Below are 21,944 nucleotides of genomic sequence, written 5' to 3'. Positions count from 1 at the left end.
CCACTCGATCCGCGAGAGCTTCGACCTGCCCGGCGTGCCGGTGCGGCTGACGGTCAAGTCCGGCGCCAATCCCTATGCCGACGGAGAGGCGCGCTCTTCGGGGCCGTCCCGCACGGCGCCGCGCAAGGTCAAGGCGGCCGGTAAGGGCGGCAATAAGAAGCCGACTGTGGGCAAGAAGCCCGCGGGCGCAAAGCCGGCCAAGCCGGCTCGGCCCAAGAGCTCAGGCTTCGGCGGCTCGAAGGCCAAGCCGACCCGCGCCCGTCCGGTCAGTGGGCGGAAGACGCCTGCGCGGCCTTCCACGCGGAGAAGCTGACCGGAGTGTCGGGCGGACCCAGCTCAGCCTGGGCCAGTTCGACGATCAGCGGTCCGATCTCCGAGGCGTCCGGCAGGCTAAGCGGGTCTTCCCCCGGCATGGCCTCGGCCCGCATCTTGGTGCGCATGGCGCCTGGATCGATCAGCGCGGCGCGAACCGGCCCGTGCTCCAGTTCATCGGCCCAGGTGCGCACCAGATGGTCCGTGGCCGCCTTGGTGGCGCCATAGACGCCCCAGAAGGCCTTGGGACGGGCGACGCGGCCTGTGGTGAAGACCAGGGCCCGGCCGGCAGGTGCGGCCTTCAGCAGGCGCTCGGTGCTGCGCAGCAGGCGATAGGTGGCCGTGAGATTGAGCGCCACGACCTGGTCCCAGGTCTTGGGCTCAATGTGCGAGACGGGGCTCAGGCCTCCCAGCATGGCTGCGGCGTGCACCAGAACGTCCAGATGGCCGTGACGCTCATGGATGGCCAGACCCAGCTGGTCGATCCCGCCGCCCTGGGCGAGATCCATGGGCACGAGGGTGGTCGGCTGGCCGGTGGCGGCGCGGATCTCGTCGTCCAGCTCCTCCAGCCCGCCTTGCGTGCGAGCGGTGGCGATCACGTGTGCGCCAGCCTTGGCGAGCGCCAGGGCAGAGGCGCGGCCAAGGCCGCGGCTGGCGCCGGTCACCAGGGCGATGCGGCCGGCCAGGGGGCCGGTCGAAGGAGCGGGGATGTCCGTCATGGGCGGCTGTCTAGCTGGTCTGGTCGGGGCTGTCCGCCCGTTTCGCATAGTGCCCGGCGATGGCCGCGCAGGCCATCAGCTGGAACTGGTGATAGAGCATGACCGGCAGCAGCACGAAGCCCACCGTGGCGGCGGGGAACAGCACCGCGGCCATGGGCGCGCCGGCCGCCAGGCTCTTGTTGGAGCCGCCAAACAGGATGGTGGCCTCGTCCTCGACCGGGAACTTGAGCCGCCGGCTGATCCAGACCGTCCAGCCCATCGAGGCCACCAGCAGCACGAGGCAGATGATCGCCAGGCGGGCCAGATCGCCGATGGAGACCTGGCTCCAGATGCCGACCGCCACGGCGCCGGAAAAGGCGTTGTAGACCACCAGCAGGATCGAGCCGCGATCGACCAGGCTGGCCTGCTTGGAATGGCGCTGGATGAAGCCGCCGATCCAGCGGCGCAGGAGTTGGCCGGCGATGAACGGGACCAGCAACTGCAACAGGATGGCCTCGAAGGCGCCCCACGACAGGCCGCCGCCCTGGGCGCTCAGCAGGACGCCCACCAGCAGGGGGGTGATCACCACGCCCAGGATGTTGGAGGCCGAGGCCCCGCAGACGGCGGCGGCGACATTGCCCCTCGCCACCGCGGTGAAGCCGACCGCCGACTGGATGGTCGAGGGCAGGCAGCCCAGATAGATCAGGCCCGGCGCCAGGGCGGCCGGCACGATCCAGGCGGGCAGGGTCGAGAACAGCAGGCCCGCCAGCGGGAAGAGCGCGAAGGTGGTCAGCAACACCACCAGGTGCAGCCGCCAGTGGCTGATCCCGGCCACCACCGCCTGAGGCGACAGCTTGGCGCCGTGCAGGAAGAAGACCAGTGCGACGCCGATCTTGGTCGCCACGCCCACCACCTCGGCGGCCTGGCCGCGGGCCGGGACCAGGGAGGCGAAGACCACCGTGGCCAGGATGGCCAGGATGTAGGGGTCGATCTTGAAACGGGCGAGGACGCCTCGAATGGCGCCGATCACGCGTCCACCAGGAAGGTCAGTTGACGCTCGTCTTCGGCGTTGCGCCCTTCGGCGATTTCCCGGTCCAGCAGGCGGGTGGGATAGTCGCCGGTGAAATAGTGGTCGGTGAACTGTGGCGCAGCGGGGTCGCGCGGATCGGACTCCATGGCCCAGTAGAGGCCATCCACCGATAGGAAGCCGAGGCTGTCGACCTCCAGCATCTTGGCCATTTCCTCGATGGTGTTGTTGGCCGCCAGCAGTTGCTGCCGCTCGGGCATGTCGATGCCGTAAAAGTCCGGCCACATGATCGGCGGCGAGCCGGAGCGGAGATGGACCTCCTTGGCGCCGGCCTCGCGCACCATCCGCACCACCCGCAGGGAGTTGGTGCCGCGGACGATGGAGTCGTCGATCAGCATGACCCGCTTGCCGGCCAGGACGGCGCGGTTGGGGGACAGCTTCATGCGGACGCCAAGCTCCCGGGCGCCCTGGGTCGGCTGGATGAAGGTGCGGCCTACATAGTGGTTGCGCATGATCCCCATCTCGTAGGGCACGCCGGTCTCCTGGGCGTAGCCCAGGGCCGCGGGCACGCCGGAATCGGGCACCGGCACCACCACGTCGCAGGGCGGAGCGCTTTCCTGGGCCAGGCGGCGACCCATGCGCTTGCGCACCTCATAGACCGAGCGGCCGTTCACGACGGAGTCGGGCCGGGCGAAATAGACGTATTCGAAGATGCAGGGCCGGGCGCGGGCGGCCGGGAAGGGGCGCAGGCTCTCCACCCCGCTGTCGTCGATGACCACCATCTCGCCATGCTCGATGTCGCGGATGAAGCGGGCGCCGATCATGTCCAGGGCGCAGGTCTCCGAAGCCAGCACATGAGTGTTGTCCAGCTTGCCCAGCACCAGGGGCCGGATGCCCAGGGGGTCGCGCACGCCGATCAGCTTCTTGTTGGTCAGGGCCACCAGGGCGTAACCGCCCTCGATCATCGACAGGGCGTCGATGAAGCGGTCGGTCATCCGGCCCTTTCGGGAACGGGCCACCAGATGCAGGATCACCTCGGAGTCGGAGGTTGACTGGAAGATGGCGCCCTCGGCCACCAGGTGCTGGCGCAGGGTGAGGAAGTTGGTGAGGTTGCCGTTGTGGGCCAAGGCAATGCCGCCGCTTTCCAGATCGGCGAACATCGGCTGGACGTTCCGGATGAAGCTGCCGCCGGCGGTGGAGTAGCGGGTGTGGCCGATGGCGGCCCCGCCGGGCAGGCGCTGGGCGAGATTGGCGTCGCCGAACGCCTCGCCGACCCGGCCCATATGGCGTTCGGTATGGAACCGCTGGCGATCGAAGCTGGCGATGCCGCAGGCCTCCTGCCCGCGGTGCTGCAGGGCGTGGAGCCCCAGCGCCGTGAGGCCTGCCGCCTGCTCTGCGCCGAACACCCCGAAGACCCCACACTCCAGTCGGAGACTGTCGTCATCCGGGTCGCGGACCGGGGATGACCAGGCGTCGGAAACGGGGTTCATCGGGATTTCTCCACCAGATCGTCGATGTCGTCGCGGGCGCGGACGTCATAGCCTTCTTCCGAAGGCGGATCACCTGCGCCGTCGCGAACCGCATCGGTGATGGCCGGCCGTAACCGGTCGGCAACATCGAGTCCCCTTGGCGCGAAGGCTTTCAGCACCTGCCCGGCGGCCTGGGTCAAGGGATAAAGCGCCGCACCGGCGATCCATTGCGGAATCCGCTCCGGCGGCGCCACGGCTATCAGGGCGAGATGGAAGGCGCCCAGGACCACGAGAGATCGAACCAAGCCAAAGCCCGCCCCGATCACACGGTCCAGGAATCCCAGGACATTCGTGGCCTGCACACGATTGGCGATGCGTCCGCCGATGAGGCGCAGCGCAATATAGATGACCACAAACACCAGCAGCACGGCCGCGACATTGGCCGCCCAGACAGGCTCGAGCATCCCGCGCATCAGCGGTCCAGAGAACCGGAGTCCCCAAAGCGCTGCAGCCGCGGCGACCAGCAGCGCCAGGACCGTGGCCATCTCCCGCACCGCGCCGCGGAAGAAACCGACGCCACCGGACACCGCCAACAGGGTCAGGGCCATGATGTCGAACAGGGTCAAACGCGACCTTTCCAGTCCCCGTCGCCGATGCGACGTATGGCGTCGGCCAGGCGGGCCACGCCGTTGATCTGCAATCCGCCGCCAGCGTCGGCTTCCGCCGGCGCCAGGGCCTGTCCGAAGCCGAGCTTTGCGGCTTCCTTGATGCGGCCGTCCATGCGGCTGACCTGGCGGATGTCGCCTGACAGGCTGATCTCGCCGAACACCACGCAGTCCTGCGGCAGGGCCACCTCCAAGGCCGAGGACGCCAGGGCGGCCGCGGCGGCCAGGTCCGCGGCGGGCTCGGTGACGCGAAGGCCGCCGGCGACGTTCAGATAGACATCACGGTCGCCAAATCCAAGGCCGCAGCGGGCCTCCAGCACGGCCAGCACCATGGCCAAGCGTCCGGAGTCCCAGCCCACCACGGCGCGTCGCGGCGTGCCGTAGGCGCTGGGCGCCACCAGGGCCTGGATCTCCACCAGGACGGGCCGGGAACCCTCGATGCCGGCGAACACCGCCGCACCGGCCGCCCGCTCACCCGAGGTGTTGAGGAAAAGGGCCGAGGGGTTCACCACCTCGATCAGGCCGGCGTCGGCCATTTCGAACACGCCGATCTCGTCAGTGGCGCCGAAGCGGTTCTTCACCCCGCGCAGGATGCGGAAGGGATAGCCCCGCTCGCCTTCGAAGGTCAGAACGGCGTCGACCATGTGCTCGATCACGCGCGGCCCGGCGATGGCGCCTTCCTTGGTGACGTGGCCCACCAGGATCACGGCGACGCCACGCTTCTTGGCCATCCGCACCAGTTCGCCGGCCGCGGCCCGGACCTGGGTGACGGAACCGGGCGCCGCCTCATGGGCGTCGCTCCACATGGTCTGGATGGAATCGATCACCACCAGGTCGAAGGCGTCGCGCTTGAGGCCATCGAGAATGACCCGCAGGGAGGTTTCGGCCGCGAGCTGCACGGGCGCATGGGCCAGGCCCATCCGGTGGGCGCGGGCGCGCACCTGCTCCACGGCTTCCTCGCCGGAGATATAGGCGCAGCGCGCGCCGCGCAGGGCCGCCTGGCCCAGCACCTGCATCAGCAGGGTCGACTTGCCCACACCGGGGTCGCCGCCCACCAGCAGGGCCGAGCCCGGCACCACGCCGCCGCCGCAGACCCGGTCGAACTCCGCCACCCCGGTGAGGATGCGCGGCGGGGCCGGCGTCTCGGCGGCCAGGGTTTCAAAGGCCAGGCCGCGCTGGCCGCGGCTGGACTTGGCCGGCGCCAGGGCGCCCGGGGGCCGGGACTGGCTTTCCTCGACCATGGTGTTCCAGGCGTTGCAGGCGGGGCACTGCCCGGCCCACTTGCCCTGGACCGACCCGCACGACTGGCAGACATAGACCGCGCCGTCTCTGGCCAAGCACAACTCCTGATTCGCAATTTGCCGCAGTCTAACCTGCGGGGCCGCTCAGCGCGCCGCCCAGGCCGGCTCTGCGACCTTCTCGCCCACATAGATTCGCTCGGCCCGGGGGCTGAGGCGGACGAGGCATTCGTGAGCGATGCTGCCGGCCGCCTGGGCGAGGTCGTCCAGCAGGGCGTTGGGCCCCAGCAGCTCAACCATGTCGCCGAGCTGGACATCGGCGTCGCCGAGATCGACCACGGTCAGGTCCATATCGACGATGTAGAGCCGGCGAAGGGCGCCGCCGACAAAGGCCTTGCCCTGGCGCCGGGCGGCGCGGATGACGCCGTCGGCGTAGCCCGCCCCCACCACGGCCACCCGGGTGGCGCGATCCACGCTGATGGTGTCGCCGTAGCCGATCAAGTCGCCGGGGTTGAGGTTGCGGATGTCGAGGATCGGCGCCTCCAGCCGCGCTACGGCCCGCAGGCGCGGATCGAAGCGTTCCCGCGGCCCGCCGCCATAGAGGCTGACGCCCGGTCGGACGAGGTCGAACCGGTAGTCCGGCCCCAGGAAGGCGCCGGCCGAGGCGGCCAGGCTGGCGCGGGCCTCGGGGAACAGGGCGCGGACCTGATGGAAGGCGGCGAGCTGCTGGCGGTTGCGGGGGTGATCGGGCTCGGCGCCGCAGCCTAGGTGGCTCATGACCAGGCCGATATCCAGGCCCCGCAGCCGGTCCGGCGACTGGGCGACCGCGGCGGCCTGGGCCACCGTAATCCCCTGGCGGTTCATGCCGGTGTCCACTTGCAGCGCGCAGGGCAGGGGCGCGCGAGCGCTAACGGCGAAGGCGCTGGCGGCCGAGACCTGACCCATGCCGCTCAGGACGGGCGTCAGGTTGGCGGCGGCCAGGCGGGGCCCTGTGCCAGGCGTGAAGCCGTCCAGGACGAGGATGGTGGCGTGGCGGGGACCCAGGGCGGCCCGCAGCGCCTCGCCCTCGGCCAGGCGGGCGACGAAGAAAGTGCGCGCCCCTTCAGCCCAGAGGCGGTGGGCGAGGGGGGCTGCGCCCAGGCCATAGCCGTCGGCCTTGACCACGGGCGCGGTCTCCGCCCCGGCGGACTCCGCGGCGATCGCGTGGAAATTGTGAGCCAGAGCGTCGAGATCGACAGTCAGCCGGGCGCGGGAGGACGGAGCCATTTCACCCCCATGAACCCCCAGAGCCCGGTGCGCAAGATCAGGGACTTCAGTGAGGATCGTAGCGTCCGTCGCGGGCCAGATTGCCGAACTTGGTGAGGTCCTCGTTGAACGACAGTTTCACAGTGCCGATCGGGCCGTGGCGCTGCTTGCCGATGACGATCTCGGCCAGGCCTTTGACCGTATCCATCTGCTCCTGCCACTTGAAGTGCTCCTCGGTGCCTTCCCGGGGCTCGGTGCGGCTGAGGTAGTAGCTCTCGCGATAGATGAACATGACCATGTCGGCGTCCTGCTCGATGGAGCCGGATTCGCGAAGGTCGGAGAGCTGCGGCCGCTTGTCCTCACGGTTCTCGACCTGGCGCGACAACTGCGACAGGGCGATCACCGGCACCGACAGCTCCTTGGCCAGGGCCTTGAGGCCCTGGGTGATGGCGCTGACCTCCTGCACGCGGTTGTCGCTGGAGCCTGCGCCGATGGTCACCAGCTGGAGATAGTCGACCATGATCAGGTCGAGGCCGGAGGTCCGCTTCAGGCGGCGGGCGCGGGCGGTCAGCTTGGCCAGGCTGAGGCCGCCGGTGGCGTCGATATAGAGCGGCGCCTCCTGGATCTCGAGGGCCGCGTCGCGGATGCGGCCGAACTCCATGGCGTCGATCTCGCCCTTGCGCAGACGGTCGCCCGACACGCCCGAGGCCTCGGCCAGCAGGCGCATGGCGAGCTGCTCGGCCGACATTTCCAGGGAGAAGAAGGCCACGACGCCGCCGCTGACCGTCTTGCGGGTGCCGTCTGGCCGGGGCTCCCAGGCATAGTTGCGGGCCACGTCGAAGGCGATGTTACAGGCCAGCGACGTCTTCCCCATGGAGGGACGGGCGGCCAGGATCACCAGGTCGGAGGGGTGCATGCCGCCGATCTTCTGGTCGAGGTCGATCAGTCCGGTGGACAGACCCGCCAGGCCGCCGTCCCGGGCGTGGGCCTCGGCGGCCATGGCCACGGCGCCGTGCAGGGCGTCGGCGAAGGAGACGAACCCCGAGCTCACCCCGCCGGTCTCGGCCAGGGCGTAGAGCTGCTGTTCGGCGGTCTCGATCTGATCCCGGGCCGAGGTTTCGCCATCGGCGGTCTGGGCGCCGGCGGCGATCTCCTGGCCGATGCGGATCAGGTCCCGGCGCAGGGCCAGGTCATAGACGGCGCGGGCATAGTCGGGCGCATGGGTCGAGGGCGGCGCCCGGTCCACCAGGTCGGCCATGTAGCGCAGGCCGCCCAGCTCCTCGAAGGCCGGATCGCGGGCGAACTGTTCGGCGATCAGGATGGGTTCTGCCAGTTGGCCCTTGCGGATCGAGGTCTCGATGGCGGCGAACAGGCGGCCATGGAAGGGCTCGAAGAAGTGCCGCGCCTGCAGATGGTCGCCCAGCCGCTCGAAGACGGCGTTGTCATAGAGCAACGCGCCCAGCAGGGCCTGCTCGGCCTCGATATTGGCCGGCGCGTGGGTGGGGGTAGGGGTGTCGTCCTGCGGCATGCGCAGGTCGAGAGCCGGAACGATCGCCATGCCTTGCTGATAGCTTAACGACGGCCCTGAGACTCCTGGCGAAGTGTCACGGTGCACAGGAAAACCTGAGCCTGTGGAAAGGTCGCGCAGGGGCCACGAAAAAGGGGCGGACTTGCGCCCGCCCCCTTCGTTCGAGTTCGTTCGGTCAGCCTACCAGCGAACGCTCATGCGGCCATAGACGAACCGGCCGTTGAAGCCGAACGGCGAGAAGGACGAGAACGGTCCCGCGCCGGTGGTGTTCAGGTTCGGCGGGACCTGACGGGGATAGACGTCGAACAGGTTGTCCGCGCCCAGGGCCAGGGTGACGCCCATCGGGAAGGTCCGGCGGGCCTCGAAGTCGACGATGCCGCGATTGCCGGTCTCGCTGTCGGCGCTGCCGTCAGCCAGGGTGCCGGGCGACAGGACCGAGCCGTAGAAGGTGGTGCGCAGGGTCGCGCCCCAGGCGTCGCGGTTCCAGTCGCCCTGCAGGGTGAGCTTCTGCTTGGGCGTGCCTTCCTCGAACCGCAGCACGGCCTGGCGGCCGAACAGGCTGGTCGGGGTCGGCAGGATCGAGGTGCTGGTGGTCGGGGTCTTGGTGACCTCGAACTCGTTGATATTGCCAGCCGCGGTCAGGTCGAAGGTCCCGGCCTGCGGATCGACGATCCGGTAACGGGCGACCACATCGACGCCGTTGGTCTCGGTGTCCACGCCATTGATGAAGAAGCGCGCAGCCGTGGCGCCAAAGGGCGCCAGCAGGTCGGCGATGACCCGGGCGTTGGTGCCGGGCGCCGCCGTGGCCGAGCCCTGGAAGGTCTCGCTGAGGACGATCCGGTCCTCGACCTCGATGCGATAGGCGTCGACGGTCAGTTCAAAGGCGCCTTGGCGATAGACGAGGCCCAGGGAGTAGTTGCGCGAGGTTTCCGGATCGAGGTCCTGGCCGCCCAGCGCGACGCCGATCGGGCTCACCGACGGATAGGTGCCGGTCTCGAAGGGCACGCCGTTGATATAGAGGATCGAGGTGGCGGTGTAGTACTGCTGCTGCAGGCTGGGCGCGCGGAAGCCCGTCGAGACCGCCCCGCGGAGGGCGAAGGCCGGGGTGAAGTCGTAGCGGGCCGAAATCTTGCCCGAGGTGTTCGAGCCGAAGTCCGAATAGTCCTCATAGCGGACGGCGCCCGACGCCGAGAACTTCTCGGTCAGCTGGCCTTCCAGGTCGACATAGACGCCGACGGCGTCGCGATCGACATCCACCTCGTTGCTCGGGGTGAAGCCGGTGAAGCCGCGCGAGCCGAACGAGACATTGGTGATCGGGCCACGGCTGTAGGAGGCCGGCTCGCCCTGGTTGATCTCGAAGGTCTCGGTGCGAGCCTGCAGGCCGAAGGCCACGTTCAGCGGTCCGGCCAGGCCGACGTCGACGCCGCGGCTGAAGTCGGCCGAGAACACCGTCTGGCTGTACTCCAGGCCGCCGGCCTCGAACGAGGTCGGGGAGGCCGCGCCGAAGGACGGGTTGATGGTGTCACGAACGCCGAAATTGATGTCGTTCTTGCCGTAGGCGACGTTGAAGTCGGCGTTGAAGCCGGCGATCTCGCCGCGCAGGCCCAGGGCTGCGCTCAGGTCGCTGGTGTCGGTGGCGAGCTTGGGCAGGTAGCCGTTGGGATAGACCGAAGGCACGTTCTGGTTGGCGTCGGTCGGGGTGCGGAAGGTGGCCGCGCTGGAGGCGTCGCGCTCCTGCACGCCGAACCAGCCATAGGCTTCCCAGACATCGCCCAGGGGCTTGCCGGCGTTGGCGTAGAAGGAGATGTCCTCCACATCGGCGTCGCCGAAGCGCGAGGTGATGCGGTTGGGGGTCACGCGACGGTCGATGTCGCTGCGGTTGGTGTTTTCCCGGTCGCGATATTCCGCCGACAAGGTGAGGAAGCCGTCCGCGCCCAGGGGCAGGCCCTGCCAGCCGGACACCGTGGTGGTGGCGCCGTCGGAGATATCCTCGTCGCGGCCATAGAAGCCGTCGAACTGGGTCTCGTACTGGCCGTAGGTCACCGACAGGCCGCCGCCGCTGGCGGCTTCGCGCAGGCGCAGATTGACCACGCCGGCGATGGCGTCGGAGCCGTACTGGGCGGCGGCGCCGTCCCGCAGGACTTCGATGCGCTCAAGGGCGGTGGAGGGGATGGCGTTCAGGTCGACGGCGGCCGAACCGCGGCCCACCGAGCCGTTGGTGTTGAGCAGGGCGCTGACATGGCGCCGCGTGCCATTGACCAGCACCAGGGTCTGGTCAGGGCCCTGGCCGCGCAGGGTGGCCGGCCGGACGGCGTCGGTGCCGTCGGTGTTGGACGGCCGCGGGAAGCTGATGGACGGGACGGTGCTGGCCAGGGCCGAGGCCAGCTCGGTCACGCCGCGCTGCTGCAGGCTCTGGCTGGTGACCACGTCGACCGGCGCCAGGGTGTCCAGGCGGCTGCGGCCGGTGGTGCGGGTGCCGGTGACGACGATCTCCTGGACCTCGGCGGCCGAGGCGCTTGTTGTCGCGGTCTGGGCGAAGGCGGCGGTGGAGGTCAGGCTGGCGGCCGAAGCCGCTGCGAGAAGAAGCGTACGATACTGCATGTTGTCCCCGTTGTTTTGGGTGCGGCGATCCCGCCCCAGGTCCTTGTTGGCCCTTGGGGCTTTAGCTAGTGCGCTTCCTTCGCCAAAAGAATGACATATTTACAACACGCGGCCGTCGTCTTGCGGCCAAAGAAAAACGGCCCGGGGCGCGAGCCCCGGGCCGTTGATCATGCAGACTATTTGGCAGATCAGGATTCGACGTAATCGCCTTCAATCTGACCGGCGCCACCTTCCAGCAGATCGGCGGCGGCTTCTTCGGCGGCCGCGCGCTCTTCCTCGAACTGGGAGGTGATGATGTTTTCGCCGCGGGCCTGACGATCGGCTTCGTCCTGGCTGCGGGCGATGTTCATGGTCACCGTCACGATGACTTCGGCGTGCAGGCGGACCTTCACCTCATGCATGCCGAGCGTCTTGATCGGCTTGTCGAGCACGACCATGGCGCGCTCGATCTTGCCACCCTCGGCGTTGACGGCGTCAGCCACGTCACGGCCGGAGACCGAACCGTAGAGCTGACCGCTTTCACCGGCCTGACGGATGAGCACATAGATCTTGCCGTCAAGACCTTCGCCCGACTTGGCCGCGTCGGCGCGAGCCTCGGCGTTGCGAGCTTCGATCTGGGCGCGCTGGGCCTCGAACACCTTCATATTGGCGGTCGTGGCGCGCAGAGCCTTCTGGCGGGGCAGGAGGAAGTTACGGGCGTAACCGTCCTTGACGGTGACGACTTCGCCGAGGCCGCCACGGCCTTCGACGCGTTCAAGCAGAATGACCTTCATGATCCTGGTCCCTTACTTCACGACGTAGGGAAGAAGGGCGAGGAAGCGGGCGCGCTTGATGGCGCGGGCCAGTTCACGCTGCTTCTTGGCCGACACGGCGGTGATCCGCGACGGCACGATCTTGCCACGTTCGGACACGTAGCGCTGAAGCAGCTTCACATCCTTGTAGTCGATCTTCGGCGCGCCGGCGCCCGAGAACGGGCAAACCTTGCGGCGACGGAAGAAGGGGCGGCGGGGCGCGGCGGCGGCGGCGGCCGGCGCGGCGTCGGTGTTGGTCGTATCAGTCATGATTCCAGATCCTCCCCTTAGGCGTCGTCGCGGCGCGGTTCGTCACGGCGGCCTTCGCCGTCACGACGGGGACCGTCTTCACGGCGGGGCTCACGATCGCGGTCGCGACGGGCCAGAACCGGAGACAGCTCCAGGTCCAGTTCTTCGACGCGGACGGTCATGTAGCGCAGGACGTCTTCGTTGAGGGAGAGCTGGCGCTCCATCTCCTTGACGGCCTCGGGCTTCGCATCGATGGCCAGCAGGGAATAGTGACCCTTGCGGTTCTTCTTGATGCGGTAGGTGAGGTTGCGGAGGCCCCAGTACTCGATCTTGGCCACGGCTCCGCCGGATTCCTCGATCATCGCCTTGAGCTGGTCGTTCAGGGCTTCGGCCTGTTGCGGTGAGATATCCTGCCGCGAAATGACCACGTGTTCGTAAAGCGCCATTGTTCCTCTTCCGTTGGGGAGGGCGGCGCGTCTGGGGCGGAAGTTCCGCAGACGCGATGGATCTCAGGCGCGGCGGTCGAGCTTATCCCGACCTGTTCGCGTTCCGGCTAGAGACCGCCATCCGTGAAGAGGCGGGCTAGTACGCGAAATCCCCCCCAAGAGCAAGGGCTTGGCTAAGACGCCGCCTCAGCGGGCCGCGCTCTTCCAGGCCTTCACGGCGCTCAGGGTCTCGGTGACGTGGTCGTTCGGCGACGAGGCGCTGAAGGCGTGCAGCACTTTGCCGTCCGGGGCGATCACATAGGAGGTCCGGCTGGACCAGCCCGGACGCACCGCGAGGGTGGCGTCATACTGGCTGGCGATCCTGGCGCCCGGGTCGCTGGCCACCGGGAACTTGCCGGAGCACTTCTCAATGTCGGCGGAGAAGGCCTGCAGGCGGTCGAGATTGCCGGCGGTCACGCCGATGACGGTGGCGCCATTCTTCTTGAACTCGTCCACGGCTTCGGCGAACAGCCGGGCTTCCAGGTTGCAGCCGGCGGTTTCGGCGGCGGGAAAGAAGTAGACGACGACGGGGCCCTTGGCCCGGGCCTCGGCAAGCGAGAAGGCCATGGGTTTGCCCGCCAGGAAGGCCGAGGCCTTGAAGTCCGGCGCGCGGACGCCCGGGGCCAGCGCGGCCTGGGCAGGCGCCGCAAAGGCGGCGGCCAAGGCGACCGCGGGCAGGGTGGAGGCGAGAAGGCCTTGCAGGCGTGACATGGTGCAGCTCCGATCGAACCTGGCGTCTGTTGTACGGCCCAGGGCGACGCTTGTCTGCGCGCCCTCGCTTCGGCGGCAAATGAAAATTAATCAAGCCGATCTAAGTTGCGAAGGTCCGGACAGCCAAGAGTCCGGCAGGGAGGAAGCGTATGTCTTCCGTAATGACGTCCTCGTACCGTCGGACCGTCTCCGACCATTTCGAACCGCAGGACGATAGCGACCCGGCCGCCCAACGGCGGCTGCGTGGTCTGCTCGAACAGATCGACTACACCGCCTTCGCCTCCAACCGCGAGGTCGTCGCCCAGATGCTGGGGACGGTGGACGTGGCCAAGTTCCAGCGCCTGGCGATCGCGGCAGCCCACGCCCGGGCCGCCTGGGTGGCCGAAGCGGTCGCTCTGAGCCAGCGCTCCCACCTTCTCGGGCCAGCCGAGGTGGAAAGGCTCGCCCATCTGAGGTCGGCCTTCGAGGAACTGACCGAAGCCTATGAAGCCATGCGGCGCATGGTGGAGCGCGGCTATCTCAACTGTGGACCCGCGCCCACCACCTGAGCGTCTAGTGCATGGGCCGGCCGATCCAGTCGGCCAGGACCGGCAGCACCTGCTGAGCGGGCGCAAAGCCGCGGGTCACGGCGCCGTACTGCCCCGACTCGTCGGGTCCGCCGACCAGGGTCGGGAAGCCGGTGACGCCGGCCTTCTGTGAGATCGCATAGTCGGCCCAGGTCTCGTTGCGGGCGTCTTCGCTGCGCCAGTTGACCTGGAAGGCGTCGATATCCGCGCCGGGGACGATCTCGGCCAGGATGTCGCTCAGCACCTGTTCCTGGGTGACGTCGCGCCCCTCGCCATAGAAGGCGTGCTGGATGGCGCCCAGATAGTCCAGGGCCAGGTCCGGCCGCTCACGACGGATCACCACCACGGCCCGGGCGGCCGGGTCGGTGTCGTAGGTGAATCCCGGTTGGGCCATGGCCTGATCGCTGAAGCTCTGGCCGGAGGCCTCGGTCACATGGACCCAGTGGCCGCGAAGTTCGACCTTGGCCGCCTCGGTCATCGGCTCGGCGACGCCGGGGCGCAGGCCGCCCATGACCAGACGGATCGGCAGGGTCTCGCCGAAGGCCGCCCGAACCGCCGCGATCACCGGCCAGAACCCGTAGCACCACGAGCACATGGGATCGGCGAAGTAGATCAGATGGCGGTCGTCCATGGGCGGCTCCCGGGTCGGTTGAGGCCGCTGAGTCTGACTCATCGGAGCGCGCCCGTCACCCCGGGGCGGGGCCCCACGCTTGCCGCCCTTTGACTAATCCCCTAACCCTCGCGGCTCGGAATCGACCAGAGCGCGCGCCGCCAGCCGGACGCCGCCATGCTAAGGGAGCGCAAGCCCATGAGCCTCGCCTTCATCTTCCCGGGCCAGGGCAGTCAGGCCATCGGCATGGGGGTCGATCTGGCCACCGCCTTCGCCCCGGCCCGCGAAGTCTTCCAGGAGGTCGATGACGCCCTGGGGCAGAAGCTGTTCGCCCTGATGCGCGATGGCCCCGAGGGCGACCTGACCCTGACCGAGAACGCCCAGCCGGCCCTGATGGCGGTCAGCCTCGCGGTCACCCGCGCGCTGGAGCACGAGTTTGGCCTCGGTGTCGATAAGGCCGCCTTCGTGGCCGGCCACAGCCTCGGCGAATACTCCGCCCTGGCCGCTGCCGGCGCCATCAGCCTGGCCGACACCGCGCGCCTGCTGAAGCTGCGCGGCCAGGCCATGCAGCGCGCCGTACCGGTGGGCGAGGGGGCCATGGCCTCCCTGATCGGACCCAAGACCGATGTCGCCCTGGCAGAGGCCGCCGCAGCCGCCGGCGCCGAGGTCGGCGTCTGTGTCGTGGCCAATGACAACAACCAGGGCAATGTGGTGATCTCCGGCGCCAAGGCCGCCGTTGATCGGGCCGTAGAGAAGGCCAAGGAGCTGGGCGCCCGCGCCATTCCGCTGAACGTGTCGGCGCCCTTCCACTGTCCGCTGATGCAGCCGGCCGCCGATGAGATGGCCGAGGCCCTCGCGGCCGCCACCATCGTCTCGCCCCGCGCCCCGCTGGTGGCCAATGTCACCGCTCGCCCGGTTCATGACCCCGAAGAGATCCGCCGCCTGCTGGTGGAGCAGGTGACCGGCCGGGTGCGCTGGCGCGAGAGCATCGCCTGGCTGGTGGAGACCGGTGGCGTGACCCGTTTCGCCGAGGCCGGCGCCGGCAAGGTGCTTTCGGGCATGGTCAAGCGCATCGCCCCGGACGCCGAGGCGACGCCGCTGAATGCGCCCGCCGACCTCGAAGCCTTCGCCAAGTCCCTCTGAGCCGAAACCGCCATGGAGGCCCTCTAGATGTTCGATCTTTCCGGAAAGACCGCCCTGGTGACCGGGGCGACGGGGGGCATTGGCGCAGCGCTCGCCCGCGCCCTGCACGCCCAGGGCGCTCACGTGACCCTGTCAGGCACCCGCGAGGCCGTGCTCGAAGAGCTGGCCGGCGAGCTTAGGGACCGGGTCAGCATCGCCTCGGCCAATCTGTCGGACGCTGAGTCCGTCGACGGGCTGGTGGCCAAGGCCGAGGCGGCCGCGGGCGCGCCGCTCGACATCCTGGTGGCCAATGCCGGTATCACCCGCGACGGACTGCTCATGCGGATGAAGGATGAGGACTGGGACGCGGTGATCCGGGTGAACCTCGAATCCTATTTCCGGCTCAGTCGCGCAGCTGTGAAGGGCATGATGAAGCGCCGCCATGGGCGAATCATCGGCATCACCTCGGTGGTCGGGGTGATGGGCAATCCCGGCCAGACCAACTATGCGGCCTCGAAGGCCGGGATGATCGGCTTCTCCAAGGCCCTGGCCCAGGAAGTCGCCAGCCGGGGAATCACCGTCAACTGCATCGCCCCCGGCTTCATCGAAAGCCCGATGACCGAGGCGCTGAACGAGGCTCAGAAGGGCCAGATTCTCTCGACAATTCCGGCGGGCCGCCTGGGCACGGGGGACGAAATCGCCGCCTCCTGCGTCTATCTGGCCAGCGCCGAGGCCGCCTATGTCACCGGTCAGACTCTGCATGTGAATGGTGGCATGGCGATGATCTGAGGGCCGGTTTTAGGCGTCCGCTGCCCGCTGGCTTCGCCGGTGGGAACATGCTACGGCGCACGCCGATTGAGCTGGCCTGGACTGCCCGGGACCATGTCCGAGGTCTCAAACCCAACACCGCCAACGGTTGACAAGCAGTCTCCCGTCGCGGATGCATCAGTTGAAATTAGAGGGACTAAAAGCGAATGTCCGACATTCTGGAACGCGTGCGCAAGATCGTCATCGAGCACCTCGACGCCGATCCCGAGAAGGTCACTGAGAAGGCCAGCTTCATCGACGACCTGGGCGCGGACAGCCTCGACAACGTCGAGCTGGTCATGGCCTTTGAAGAAGAATTCGATATCGAAATCCCGGACGACGCCGCTGAGCATATTCAGACGGTCGGCGACGCCGTGAAGTTCATTCAGGAACGTCTGGGCGCCTGACGCCTGGGCGTCTCGCCCTGAAGTACCGACAATGACCGCCGCGTCCCTTAGGCCCCTGCGCCGGAGAGGCGCGGCGGTTTTCGTTTAGGCGGCTGGGGAGTAGAAAAACGCCATGTCGAACGCCAACACCCGCCGCGTCGTCGTGACCGGCCTCGGCCTTGTGACCCCGCTCGGCTCGGGCGTCGAGGTCACCTGGAAGGCGATCCTGGCCGGCAAGTCCGGCGCCGGGAACATCACCACCTTCGACGCCAGCGACTATGCCTGCAACGTCGCCTGCGAAGTGCCGCGGGTCGACGGTCGTGGCGGCGGCGGTCCGGATGTGGAAGGCGCCTTCGATCCCGACGCGGTCATGTCGTCCAAGGACCAGCGGCGGATCGACGACTTCATCCTCTACGCCATCGCCGCGGCCGATGAAGCCGTGCGCGATTCCGGATGGGCGCCCGAGGACGACGAGGGCCGCGAACGGACCGGCGTCATCATCGGTTCGGGCATCGGCGGTCTGGCGACCATCGAAAAAACCAGCATCGAGCTGCACGAAAAGGGCCCCCGCCGGGTCAGCCCGTTCTTCATCCCCTCCGCCCTGATCAACCTGGCCTCGGGCCAGGTCTCGATCCGTCATGGCTTCAAGGGTCCGAACCATTCGGTGGTGACGGCCTGCGCCACGGGCGCCCATGCGGTCGGCGACGCCGCGCGCCTGATCAAGTATGGCGACGCCGACGTGATGATCGCCGGCGGCGCCGAGGCGGCCATCTGTCCGGTGGGCATCGCCGGTTTCATCGCCTGCCGCGCCATGTCGACGGACTTCAACGACAACCCGACCAAGGCCAGCCGACCCTATGACAAGGACCGGGACGGCTTCGTGATGGGCGAGGGCGCCGGCGTCCTGGTGCTGGAAGAGTACGAACACGCCAAGGCTCGCGGCGCGAAGATCTATGCCGAAGTCGCGGGCTACGGCCTGGCCGGCGACGCCTATCACATCACCGCCCCGGCCGATGACGGCGATGGCGGCTTCCGCGCCATGCAGGCGGCCATCAAGGACGCCGGCATTTCGCCGGCCGATATCGACTACATCAACGCCCACGGCACCTCGACGCCCCTGGGCGATGAGATCGAGCTGGGCGCCGTGGAGCGCATGCTGGGCAATGCGGCGTCCAAGGTGACCATGTCGTCCACCAAGTCGGCGACGGGGCATCTGCTGGGGGCGGCGGGCGCCATCGAGGCGGCCTTCACCTGCCTGGCCATTCGCGATCAGATCGCGCCGCCGACCATCAATCTGGACAATCCCTCGGTGCAGACGCCCATCGACCTGGCCGCCAACAAGGCTCAGCCGCGGGAGATCAAGGTGGCCCTGTCCAACAGCTTCGGCTTCGGCGGCACCAACGCCTCCGTGGTGTTCAAGCAAGTCTGAGCCGATGGCCCGAAAGACCCGCGCCCGACCGGCCCGAAAGCGCGCCGGGTCTTCACCCCTGCGTCGCCTGGTCGTGACGCTGAGCAGCGCCGCCTTGACCTTTGTCCTGGTTCTGGCGCTGGCTGGCCTTTGGGCGCTGTGGATGTACCGGGGACCCGGCCCGGAAGCCGCGTCCGAGACCACGACGGTGATGCTGCGCCGGGGGGCCGGCCTGCCTGAAATCGCCAGCACGCTCGAAACCTCCGGGGTCATCTCCTCGGCGCCGATCTTCCTCGCCGCGGCCCAGGCGACGGGTGCGGCGCGGGAGCTCAAGGCCGGGGAGTATGAATTCCCCAACCGCGCATCCATGGCCCGGGTCTTGGATGATATCCGCGCCGGCAAGGTGGTCCGCCATTTCGTCACCGTGCCGGAGGGCATGACCTCGGAGATGGTCGTCGAGATTCTGGCCGAGAATCCCCTGCTGACCGGTGTGGCGCCGGCGCCGCCGGAGGGCGCGCTCCTGCCCGAGACCTACCAGATCGAGCGGGGCGAGGACCGGGCCGCGGTCCTTCAGCGGATGATGGACGCCCACGACGAGGTCCTGGCGCTGCTCTGGTCCAAGCGTCAGCCGGGCCTGCCAGTGCAAAGCCCGCAGGAGGCGGTGATCCTGGCCTCTGTCGTGGAGAAGGAGACGGCGGTGGCCAGCGAGCGCCCGCAGGTGGCCTCGGTGTTCGTCAACCGCCTGCGCCGGGGCATGCGCCTGGAGAGCGATCCGACCATCATCTATGGCCTGACCAAGGGCCGGCCGCTGGGGCGCGGCATCCGCATGTCTGAGCTGACCGGCGCGACCCCCTACAACACCTATATGATCGATGGCCTGCCGCCGACGCCGATCTGCAATCCCGGCCGGGCGGCCCTGGCGGCCGTGCTGGATCCGCCGCAGACCGACTATCTGTTCTTCGTGGCCGACGGCAGCGGTGGGCACGCCTTCGCAGCAAGCTATGAAGAACACCGCCGCAATGTGAGCCGCTGGCGAGAGCTGGAACGCAACCGCGCGCCCGCGCCGCCAGCCGCCGGGGCGCCACAGGCGCCCGCCGGCTCGCCTGAACTCTCGGCGGAACCTTGAGGGGCCGACCGATCGACGGGACCGTTTCAAGGGAAGACGACTGATCATGCCGATTTCGGGGATGACGGGCTTCGGCCGGGTGGAGGGCGCTCAGGACGACTGGAGCTGGGCGGCCGAGGCGCGCTCGGTCAATGGACGCAATCTCGACGTGCGCTTCCGCGGTCCTCCCGGCTTCGACGGACTGGAGCGGGCGGCGCGGGAGGGCGCTCAGGCGCGGTTTCAGCGCGGGCAGGTGACCGTCGGCCTGCAGGGTAAGCGGGCCGAGGGCCAGGTCCAGGTGCGGATCAATCTCGACCAGGTGGAGCGCTACCTGGAGGCCACGGCGCCCCTGGTGGCGGCCGGTCGCGCCGCACCCCCCAGCCTCGATGGCCTGCTGGCCCTGCGCGGGGTGATCGAGGCCGCCGAGCCCGACGCCGACCCCGAGGCCCAGGCGAGCCTGGAGCAGGCCATGGCCGCTTCGGTGGGGCAGGCCCTGGACGCCCTGAAGGCCGCGCGGGACGCCGAGGGCGCGGCCCTGAGCGGTGTGCTGACTGGCCTGACCGAGAAGATCGCCCAGCTCACCGCCCAGGCTGGCGCCCTCGCCGACGAGCAACCGGCGGTGCTGAAGGCGCGGTTCGAGCGGCGGATGCGCGAGTTGATCGGCGATCCGGCCGGCCTCGATGAGCGGATCGTCCAGGAGGCCGCGGCCATGGCGGTCAAGGTGGATGTTCGCGAGGAGCTGGACCGCCTGGCTGGCCATGTGGACTCAGCCCGCGAACTGCTGGCCAGCGATGGCCCGGTGGGCCGCCGGCTTGATTTCCTGACCCAGGAATTCATGCGCGAGGCCAACACCCTCTGCTCCAAGTCGGCCCTCGCCAATCTGACCGCCGTGGGCCTGGAACTGAAGGCTGTGATCGAGCAGCTTCGCGAGCAGGTGCAGAATGTGGAATAGAGAGCGCGATCCCTCCCGCCGCGCACAGATCGAATCCTGATGCCCCACAGCTCCATCCCCCGCCGCGGCCTCATGCTGCTGATCTCCAGCCCTTCTGGAGCCGGCAAGACCTCGCTATCGCGCCGCCTGGTGGCCGATCACGCGGACCTGAACCTGTCGATCTCCGCCACCACCCGCGATCCGCGGCCGGGCGAAGAGGATGGACGCGAATACCATTTCGTGGACCGGCCGGCCTTCGACGACATGATCGAACAGGAGGCCTTCCTCGAATGGGCCAATGTCCATGAGCATCGCTATGGCAGCCCCAAGGCGCCGGTGATGGAGGCCCTGGGGATGGGCCAGGACGTGCTGTTCGACATTGACTGGCAGGGGGCGGCCCAGATCGCCGAGAAGGCTCCGGACGATGTGGTGCGGGTCTTCATCCTGCCCCCCAGCATGGCCGAGCTGTCGCGCCGGCTCCATGCCCGCGCCCAGGACCGCGAGGATGTCATCCAGCGCCGTCTCGGGCGGGCCTACGGGGAGATCGAGCGGGCGGTGGACTACGACTACGTCATCGTCAATGACGACTACGACCGGGCCTTCGCCGATCTCGCCCATATCTATCACGCCGAGCGCCAGAAGCGGGTCCGCAACCCGGGCCTGAAGACCTTTGTGCAGGCCCTGCTGGACGAGCAGATCTAGGCTTCGGGCGCCGCCCTCATGCCCTCGGCCACGGCCCGCATGTCCCGGCCCGTGGGGGCCTGGAAGAGGCGCAGGTCAAACTCCGGCAATATGGAGAGGAAGTGATCGAACAGGTCGCTCTGGATCGCCTCGTAGGCGTTCCACTCGACCGTATTGGCGAAACAATAGACCTCGATCGGCAGGCCTTCCGGGGTGGGGGCGAGCTGGCGGACCATCAGGGTCTTCTCCTTGGCCACGCCTGGATGGACCTTCAGATAGGCCTCCATATAGGCCCGGAAGGTGCCGACATTGGTCAGGCGCCGGGTGTTGACCGGATCGCGACCCGACCGGACCAGAGACTCGTTCCAAGTCTCCAACTCCCTGGCCTTGCCATCCAGATAGATGTCGAGCAGCGCGAAGCGGCGCAGGGCTTCGCGCTCTTCAGGGCTCAGGAACCGGATGGTGGTCTGATCGAGCAGGAGGGCGCGCATGATGCGGCGGCCGCCGGACTCCTGCATGCCGCGCCAGTTGACGAAGGACTCATTGATCAGCCGCCAGGTGGGAATGGCCGTGATCGTCTTGTCGAAGTTCTGAACCTTGACCGTATGCAGGGCCAGATCGACCACGTCGCCATTGGCGTTCAGCTGCGGCATCTCGATCCAGTCGCCGACCCGGATCATGTCATTGCTGGTCAGTTGCACCGAGGCCACCAGCGACAGGATGGTGTCCTTGAACACCAGCAGCAGCACGGCCGCCATGGCGCCCAGGCCGGAGATGAGCAGCAGGGGCGAGCGATCGAGCAGGGTGGCCACCACCAGGATGGCGGCGGCGGCGTAGAGGATGATCTTGCCAACCTGGATATAGCCCTTGATCGGCCGTTGTCTGGCTTCTGGCCGTCGGGAGTAGAGCTCATTGGCCAGGTTAAGCGCCCCGGTGAGGGCCAGGATCACCGTCAGGATCATGAAGGCCGCGGCGACATTCCTGACCACGGTTTCGGCCTCGGTCGGCAGGTTCGGGACCACCAGGACGCCCTGATAGATCACGATGGCCGGCGCCACATTGGCCAGACGGGCGATGACTTCGCGGAAGACGGTTTCGGCCCGGTCCTTCAGCGACAGGCTGAGCGCGCGACGAACGATGCGCAGCAGGACATGCTGGGTCAGCCAGTTGACGATGACGGCCAGCAGCGCCAGCGCGCCGAGGCTCGCCAGGGTCTGGAGGTGCGGGTAGTCGTTGAGGCTGCTCAGGGTCAGATCAAGTTCGAACATGGCCCGGTCCTAGAGGAGCCGACCCAGCCGGGGCAAGGCTT

22 protein-coding genes and 1 pseudogene are annotated in these 21,944 nt (G+C 68.4%); 9 read left to right on the top strand and 14 right to left on the bottom strand.

Annotated elements, in window-relative coordinates; genetic code table 11:
* Positions 1-313, top strand: a pseudogene (locus V7702_RS16870) (ribosome biogenesis GTPase Der); the annotation flags it as partial.
* Here the strand turns inward: V7702_RS16870 and V7702_RS01845 are convergent.
* The 12 genes from V7702_RS01845 to V7702_RS01790 form a co-directional block, all read right to left on the bottom strand.
* A complete protein-coding gene (locus V7702_RS01845) occupies positions 267-1,031 on the bottom strand; it encodes an SDR family NAD(P)-dependent oxidoreductase (protein WP_335648437.1) in 765 nt (254 codons plus the stop codon). The pseudogene V7702_RS16870 and the gene V7702_RS01845 overlap by 47 nt on opposite strands.
* A gap of 10 nt (positions 1,032-1,041) precedes the next feature.
* The gene (locus tag V7702_RS01840) at positions 1,042-2,040 is read right to left on the bottom strand and encodes a bile acid:sodium symporter family protein (RefSeq protein WP_335648436.1); all 999 of its coding nucleotides are present in this window, start codon (positions 2,038-2,040) and stop codon (positions 1,042-1,044) included.
* The gene (gene purF / locus V7702_RS01835) at positions 2,037-3,527 is read right to left on the bottom strand and encodes an amidophosphoribosyltransferase (protein WP_335648435.1); all 1,491 of its coding nucleotides are present in this window, start codon (positions 3,525-3,527) and stop codon (positions 2,037-2,039) included. The genes V7702_RS01840 and purF overlap by 4 nt, the downstream gene beginning before the upstream one ends.
* On the bottom strand, positions 3,524-4,114 hold the full coding sequence (locus tag V7702_RS01830; protein ID WP_335648434.1) for a CvpA family protein: 591 nt from the start codon (positions 4,112-4,114) through the stop codon (positions 3,524-3,526). Before V7702_RS01830 ends, purF begins: the two co-directional genes overlap by 4 nt.
* Positions 4,115-4,128: 14 nt before the next feature.
* Entirely contained in the window at positions 4,129-5,508 is a 1,380-nt protein-coding gene (radA, locus tag V7702_RS01825) for a DNA repair protein RadA (protein WP_335648433.1), read from the bottom strand.
* 48 nt (positions 5,509-5,556) lie between these two features.
* A complete protein-coding gene (alr, locus tag V7702_RS01820) occupies positions 5,557-6,675 on the bottom strand; it encodes an alanine racemase (protein WP_335648432.1) in 1,119 nt (372 codons plus the stop codon).
* A gap of 46 nt (positions 6,676-6,721) precedes the next feature.
* The gene (locus tag V7702_RS01815; protein WP_335648442.1) at positions 6,722-8,182 is read right to left on the bottom strand and encodes a replicative DNA helicase; all 1,461 of its coding nucleotides are present in this window, start codon (positions 8,180-8,182) and stop codon (positions 6,722-6,724) included.
* A gap of 180 nt (positions 8,183-8,362) precedes the next feature.
* Positions 8,363-10,783 carry a TonB-dependent receptor plug domain-containing protein gene (locus V7702_RS01810; RefSeq protein ID WP_335648431.1) on the bottom strand — a complete coding sequence of 807 codons (2,421 nt, stop codon included), beginning with the start codon at positions 10,781-10,783 and terminating at the stop codon, positions 8,363-8,365.
* A 188-nt stretch (positions 10,784-10,971) separates the two neighbouring features.
* Positions 10,972-11,556 carry a 50S ribosomal protein L9 gene (gene rplI / locus V7702_RS01805; RefSeq protein WP_335648430.1) on the bottom strand — a complete coding sequence of 195 codons (585 nt, stop codon included), beginning with the start codon at positions 11,554-11,556 and terminating at the stop codon, positions 10,972-10,974.
* Between the two features lie 12 nt (positions 11,557-11,568).
* Complete coding sequence (rpsR, locus tag V7702_RS01800) at positions 11,569-11,844, bottom strand: 30S ribosomal protein S18 (protein WP_335648429.1); 276 nt, start codon at positions 11,842-11,844, stop codon at positions 11,569-11,571.
* A 17-nt stretch (positions 11,845-11,861) separates the two neighbouring features.
* Positions 11,862-12,269, bottom strand: coding sequence for a 30S ribosomal protein S6 (gene rpsF / locus V7702_RS01795; protein WP_335648428.1), 408 nt, complete (start codon positions 12,267-12,269; stop codon positions 11,862-11,864).
* A 186-nt stretch (positions 12,270-12,455) separates the two neighbouring features.
* A complete protein-coding gene (locus tag V7702_RS01790) occupies positions 12,456-13,019 on the bottom strand; it encodes a peroxiredoxin (protein ID WP_335648427.1) in 564 nt (187 codons plus the stop codon).
* 149 nt (positions 13,020-13,168) lie between these two features.
* On the opposite strand from V7702_RS01790, the gene V7702_RS01785 reads away from it, so the two are divergent.
* Positions 13,169-13,567: a hypothetical protein gene (locus V7702_RS01785; RefSeq protein WP_335648426.1), complete on the top strand. Its 399-nt coding sequence runs from the start codon at positions 13,169-13,171 to the stop codon at positions 13,565-13,567.
* 4 nt (positions 13,568-13,571) lie between these two features.
* On the opposite strand, the gene V7702_RS01780 is transcribed toward V7702_RS01785, so the two are convergent.
* The gene (locus V7702_RS01780) at positions 13,572-14,216 is read right to left on the bottom strand and encodes a DsbA family protein (RefSeq protein WP_335648425.1); all 645 of its coding nucleotides are present in this window, start codon (positions 14,214-14,216) and stop codon (positions 13,572-13,574) included.
* Positions 14,217-14,393: 177 nt separating this feature from the next.
* Here V7702_RS01780 and fabD point away from each other — a divergent pair, with 177 nt between their 5' ends.
* The 7 genes from fabD to gmk all read left to right on the top strand — a co-directional run bounded on the left by fabD (position 14,394) and on the right by gmk (position 20,656).
* The gene (fabD, locus tag V7702_RS01775) at positions 14,394-15,338 is read left to right on the top strand and encodes an ACP S-malonyltransferase (protein ID WP_335648424.1); all 945 of its coding nucleotides are present in this window, start codon (positions 14,394-14,396) and stop codon (positions 15,336-15,338) included.
* Between the two features lie 27 nt (positions 15,339-15,365).
* On the top strand, positions 15,366-16,106 hold the full coding sequence (fabG, locus tag V7702_RS01770) for a 3-oxoacyl-[acyl-carrier-protein] reductase (RefSeq protein WP_335648423.1): 741 nt from the start codon (positions 15,366-15,368) through the stop codon (positions 16,104-16,106).
* A gap of 185 nt (positions 16,107-16,291) precedes the next feature.
* Positions 16,292-16,531, top strand: a complete 240-nt coding sequence (locus V7702_RS01765) for an acyl carrier protein (protein ID WP_293318447.1) — start codon at positions 16,292-16,294, stop codon at positions 16,529-16,531.
* Between the two features lie 112 nt (positions 16,532-16,643).
* The gene (gene fabF / locus V7702_RS01760; protein WP_335648422.1) at positions 16,644-17,939 is read left to right on the top strand and encodes a beta-ketoacyl-ACP synthase II; all 1,296 of its coding nucleotides are present in this window, start codon (positions 16,644-16,646) and stop codon (positions 17,937-17,939) included.
* A gap of 4 nt (positions 17,940-17,943) precedes the next feature.
* Positions 17,944-19,044 carry an endolytic transglycosylase MltG gene (mltG, locus tag V7702_RS01755; RefSeq protein WP_335648421.1) on the top strand — a complete coding sequence of 367 codons (1,101 nt, stop codon included), beginning with the start codon at positions 17,944-17,946 and terminating at the stop codon, positions 19,042-19,044.
* 46 nt (positions 19,045-19,090) lie between these two features.
* The gene (locus V7702_RS01750) at positions 19,091-19,975 is read left to right on the top strand and encodes a YicC/YloC family endoribonuclease (RefSeq protein WP_335648420.1); all 885 of its coding nucleotides are present in this window, start codon (positions 19,091-19,093) and stop codon (positions 19,973-19,975) included.
* Positions 19,976-20,014: 39 nt separating this feature from the next.
* Entirely contained in the window at positions 20,015-20,656 is a 642-nt protein-coding gene (gene gmk, locus V7702_RS01745) for a guanylate kinase (protein ID WP_335648419.1), read from the top strand.
* Here the strand turns inward: gmk and V7702_RS01740 are convergent.
* A complete protein-coding gene (locus V7702_RS01740; RefSeq protein WP_335648418.1) occupies positions 20,653-21,903 on the bottom strand; it encodes a mechanosensitive ion channel family protein in 1,251 nt (416 codons plus the stop codon). The two genes, gmk and V7702_RS01740, sit on opposite strands and share 4 nt — an antisense overlap.
* Between the last annotated feature and the right edge of the window lie 41 nt (positions 21,904-21,944).

It is taken from the genome of Phenylobacterium sp. (assembly GCF_036963605.1).
Taxonomy (GTDB): domain Bacteria; phylum Pseudomonadota; class Alphaproteobacteria; order Caulobacterales; family Caulobacteraceae; genus Phenylobacterium.
This window is presented reverse-complemented; position numbering and strand designations above follow the sequence as displayed.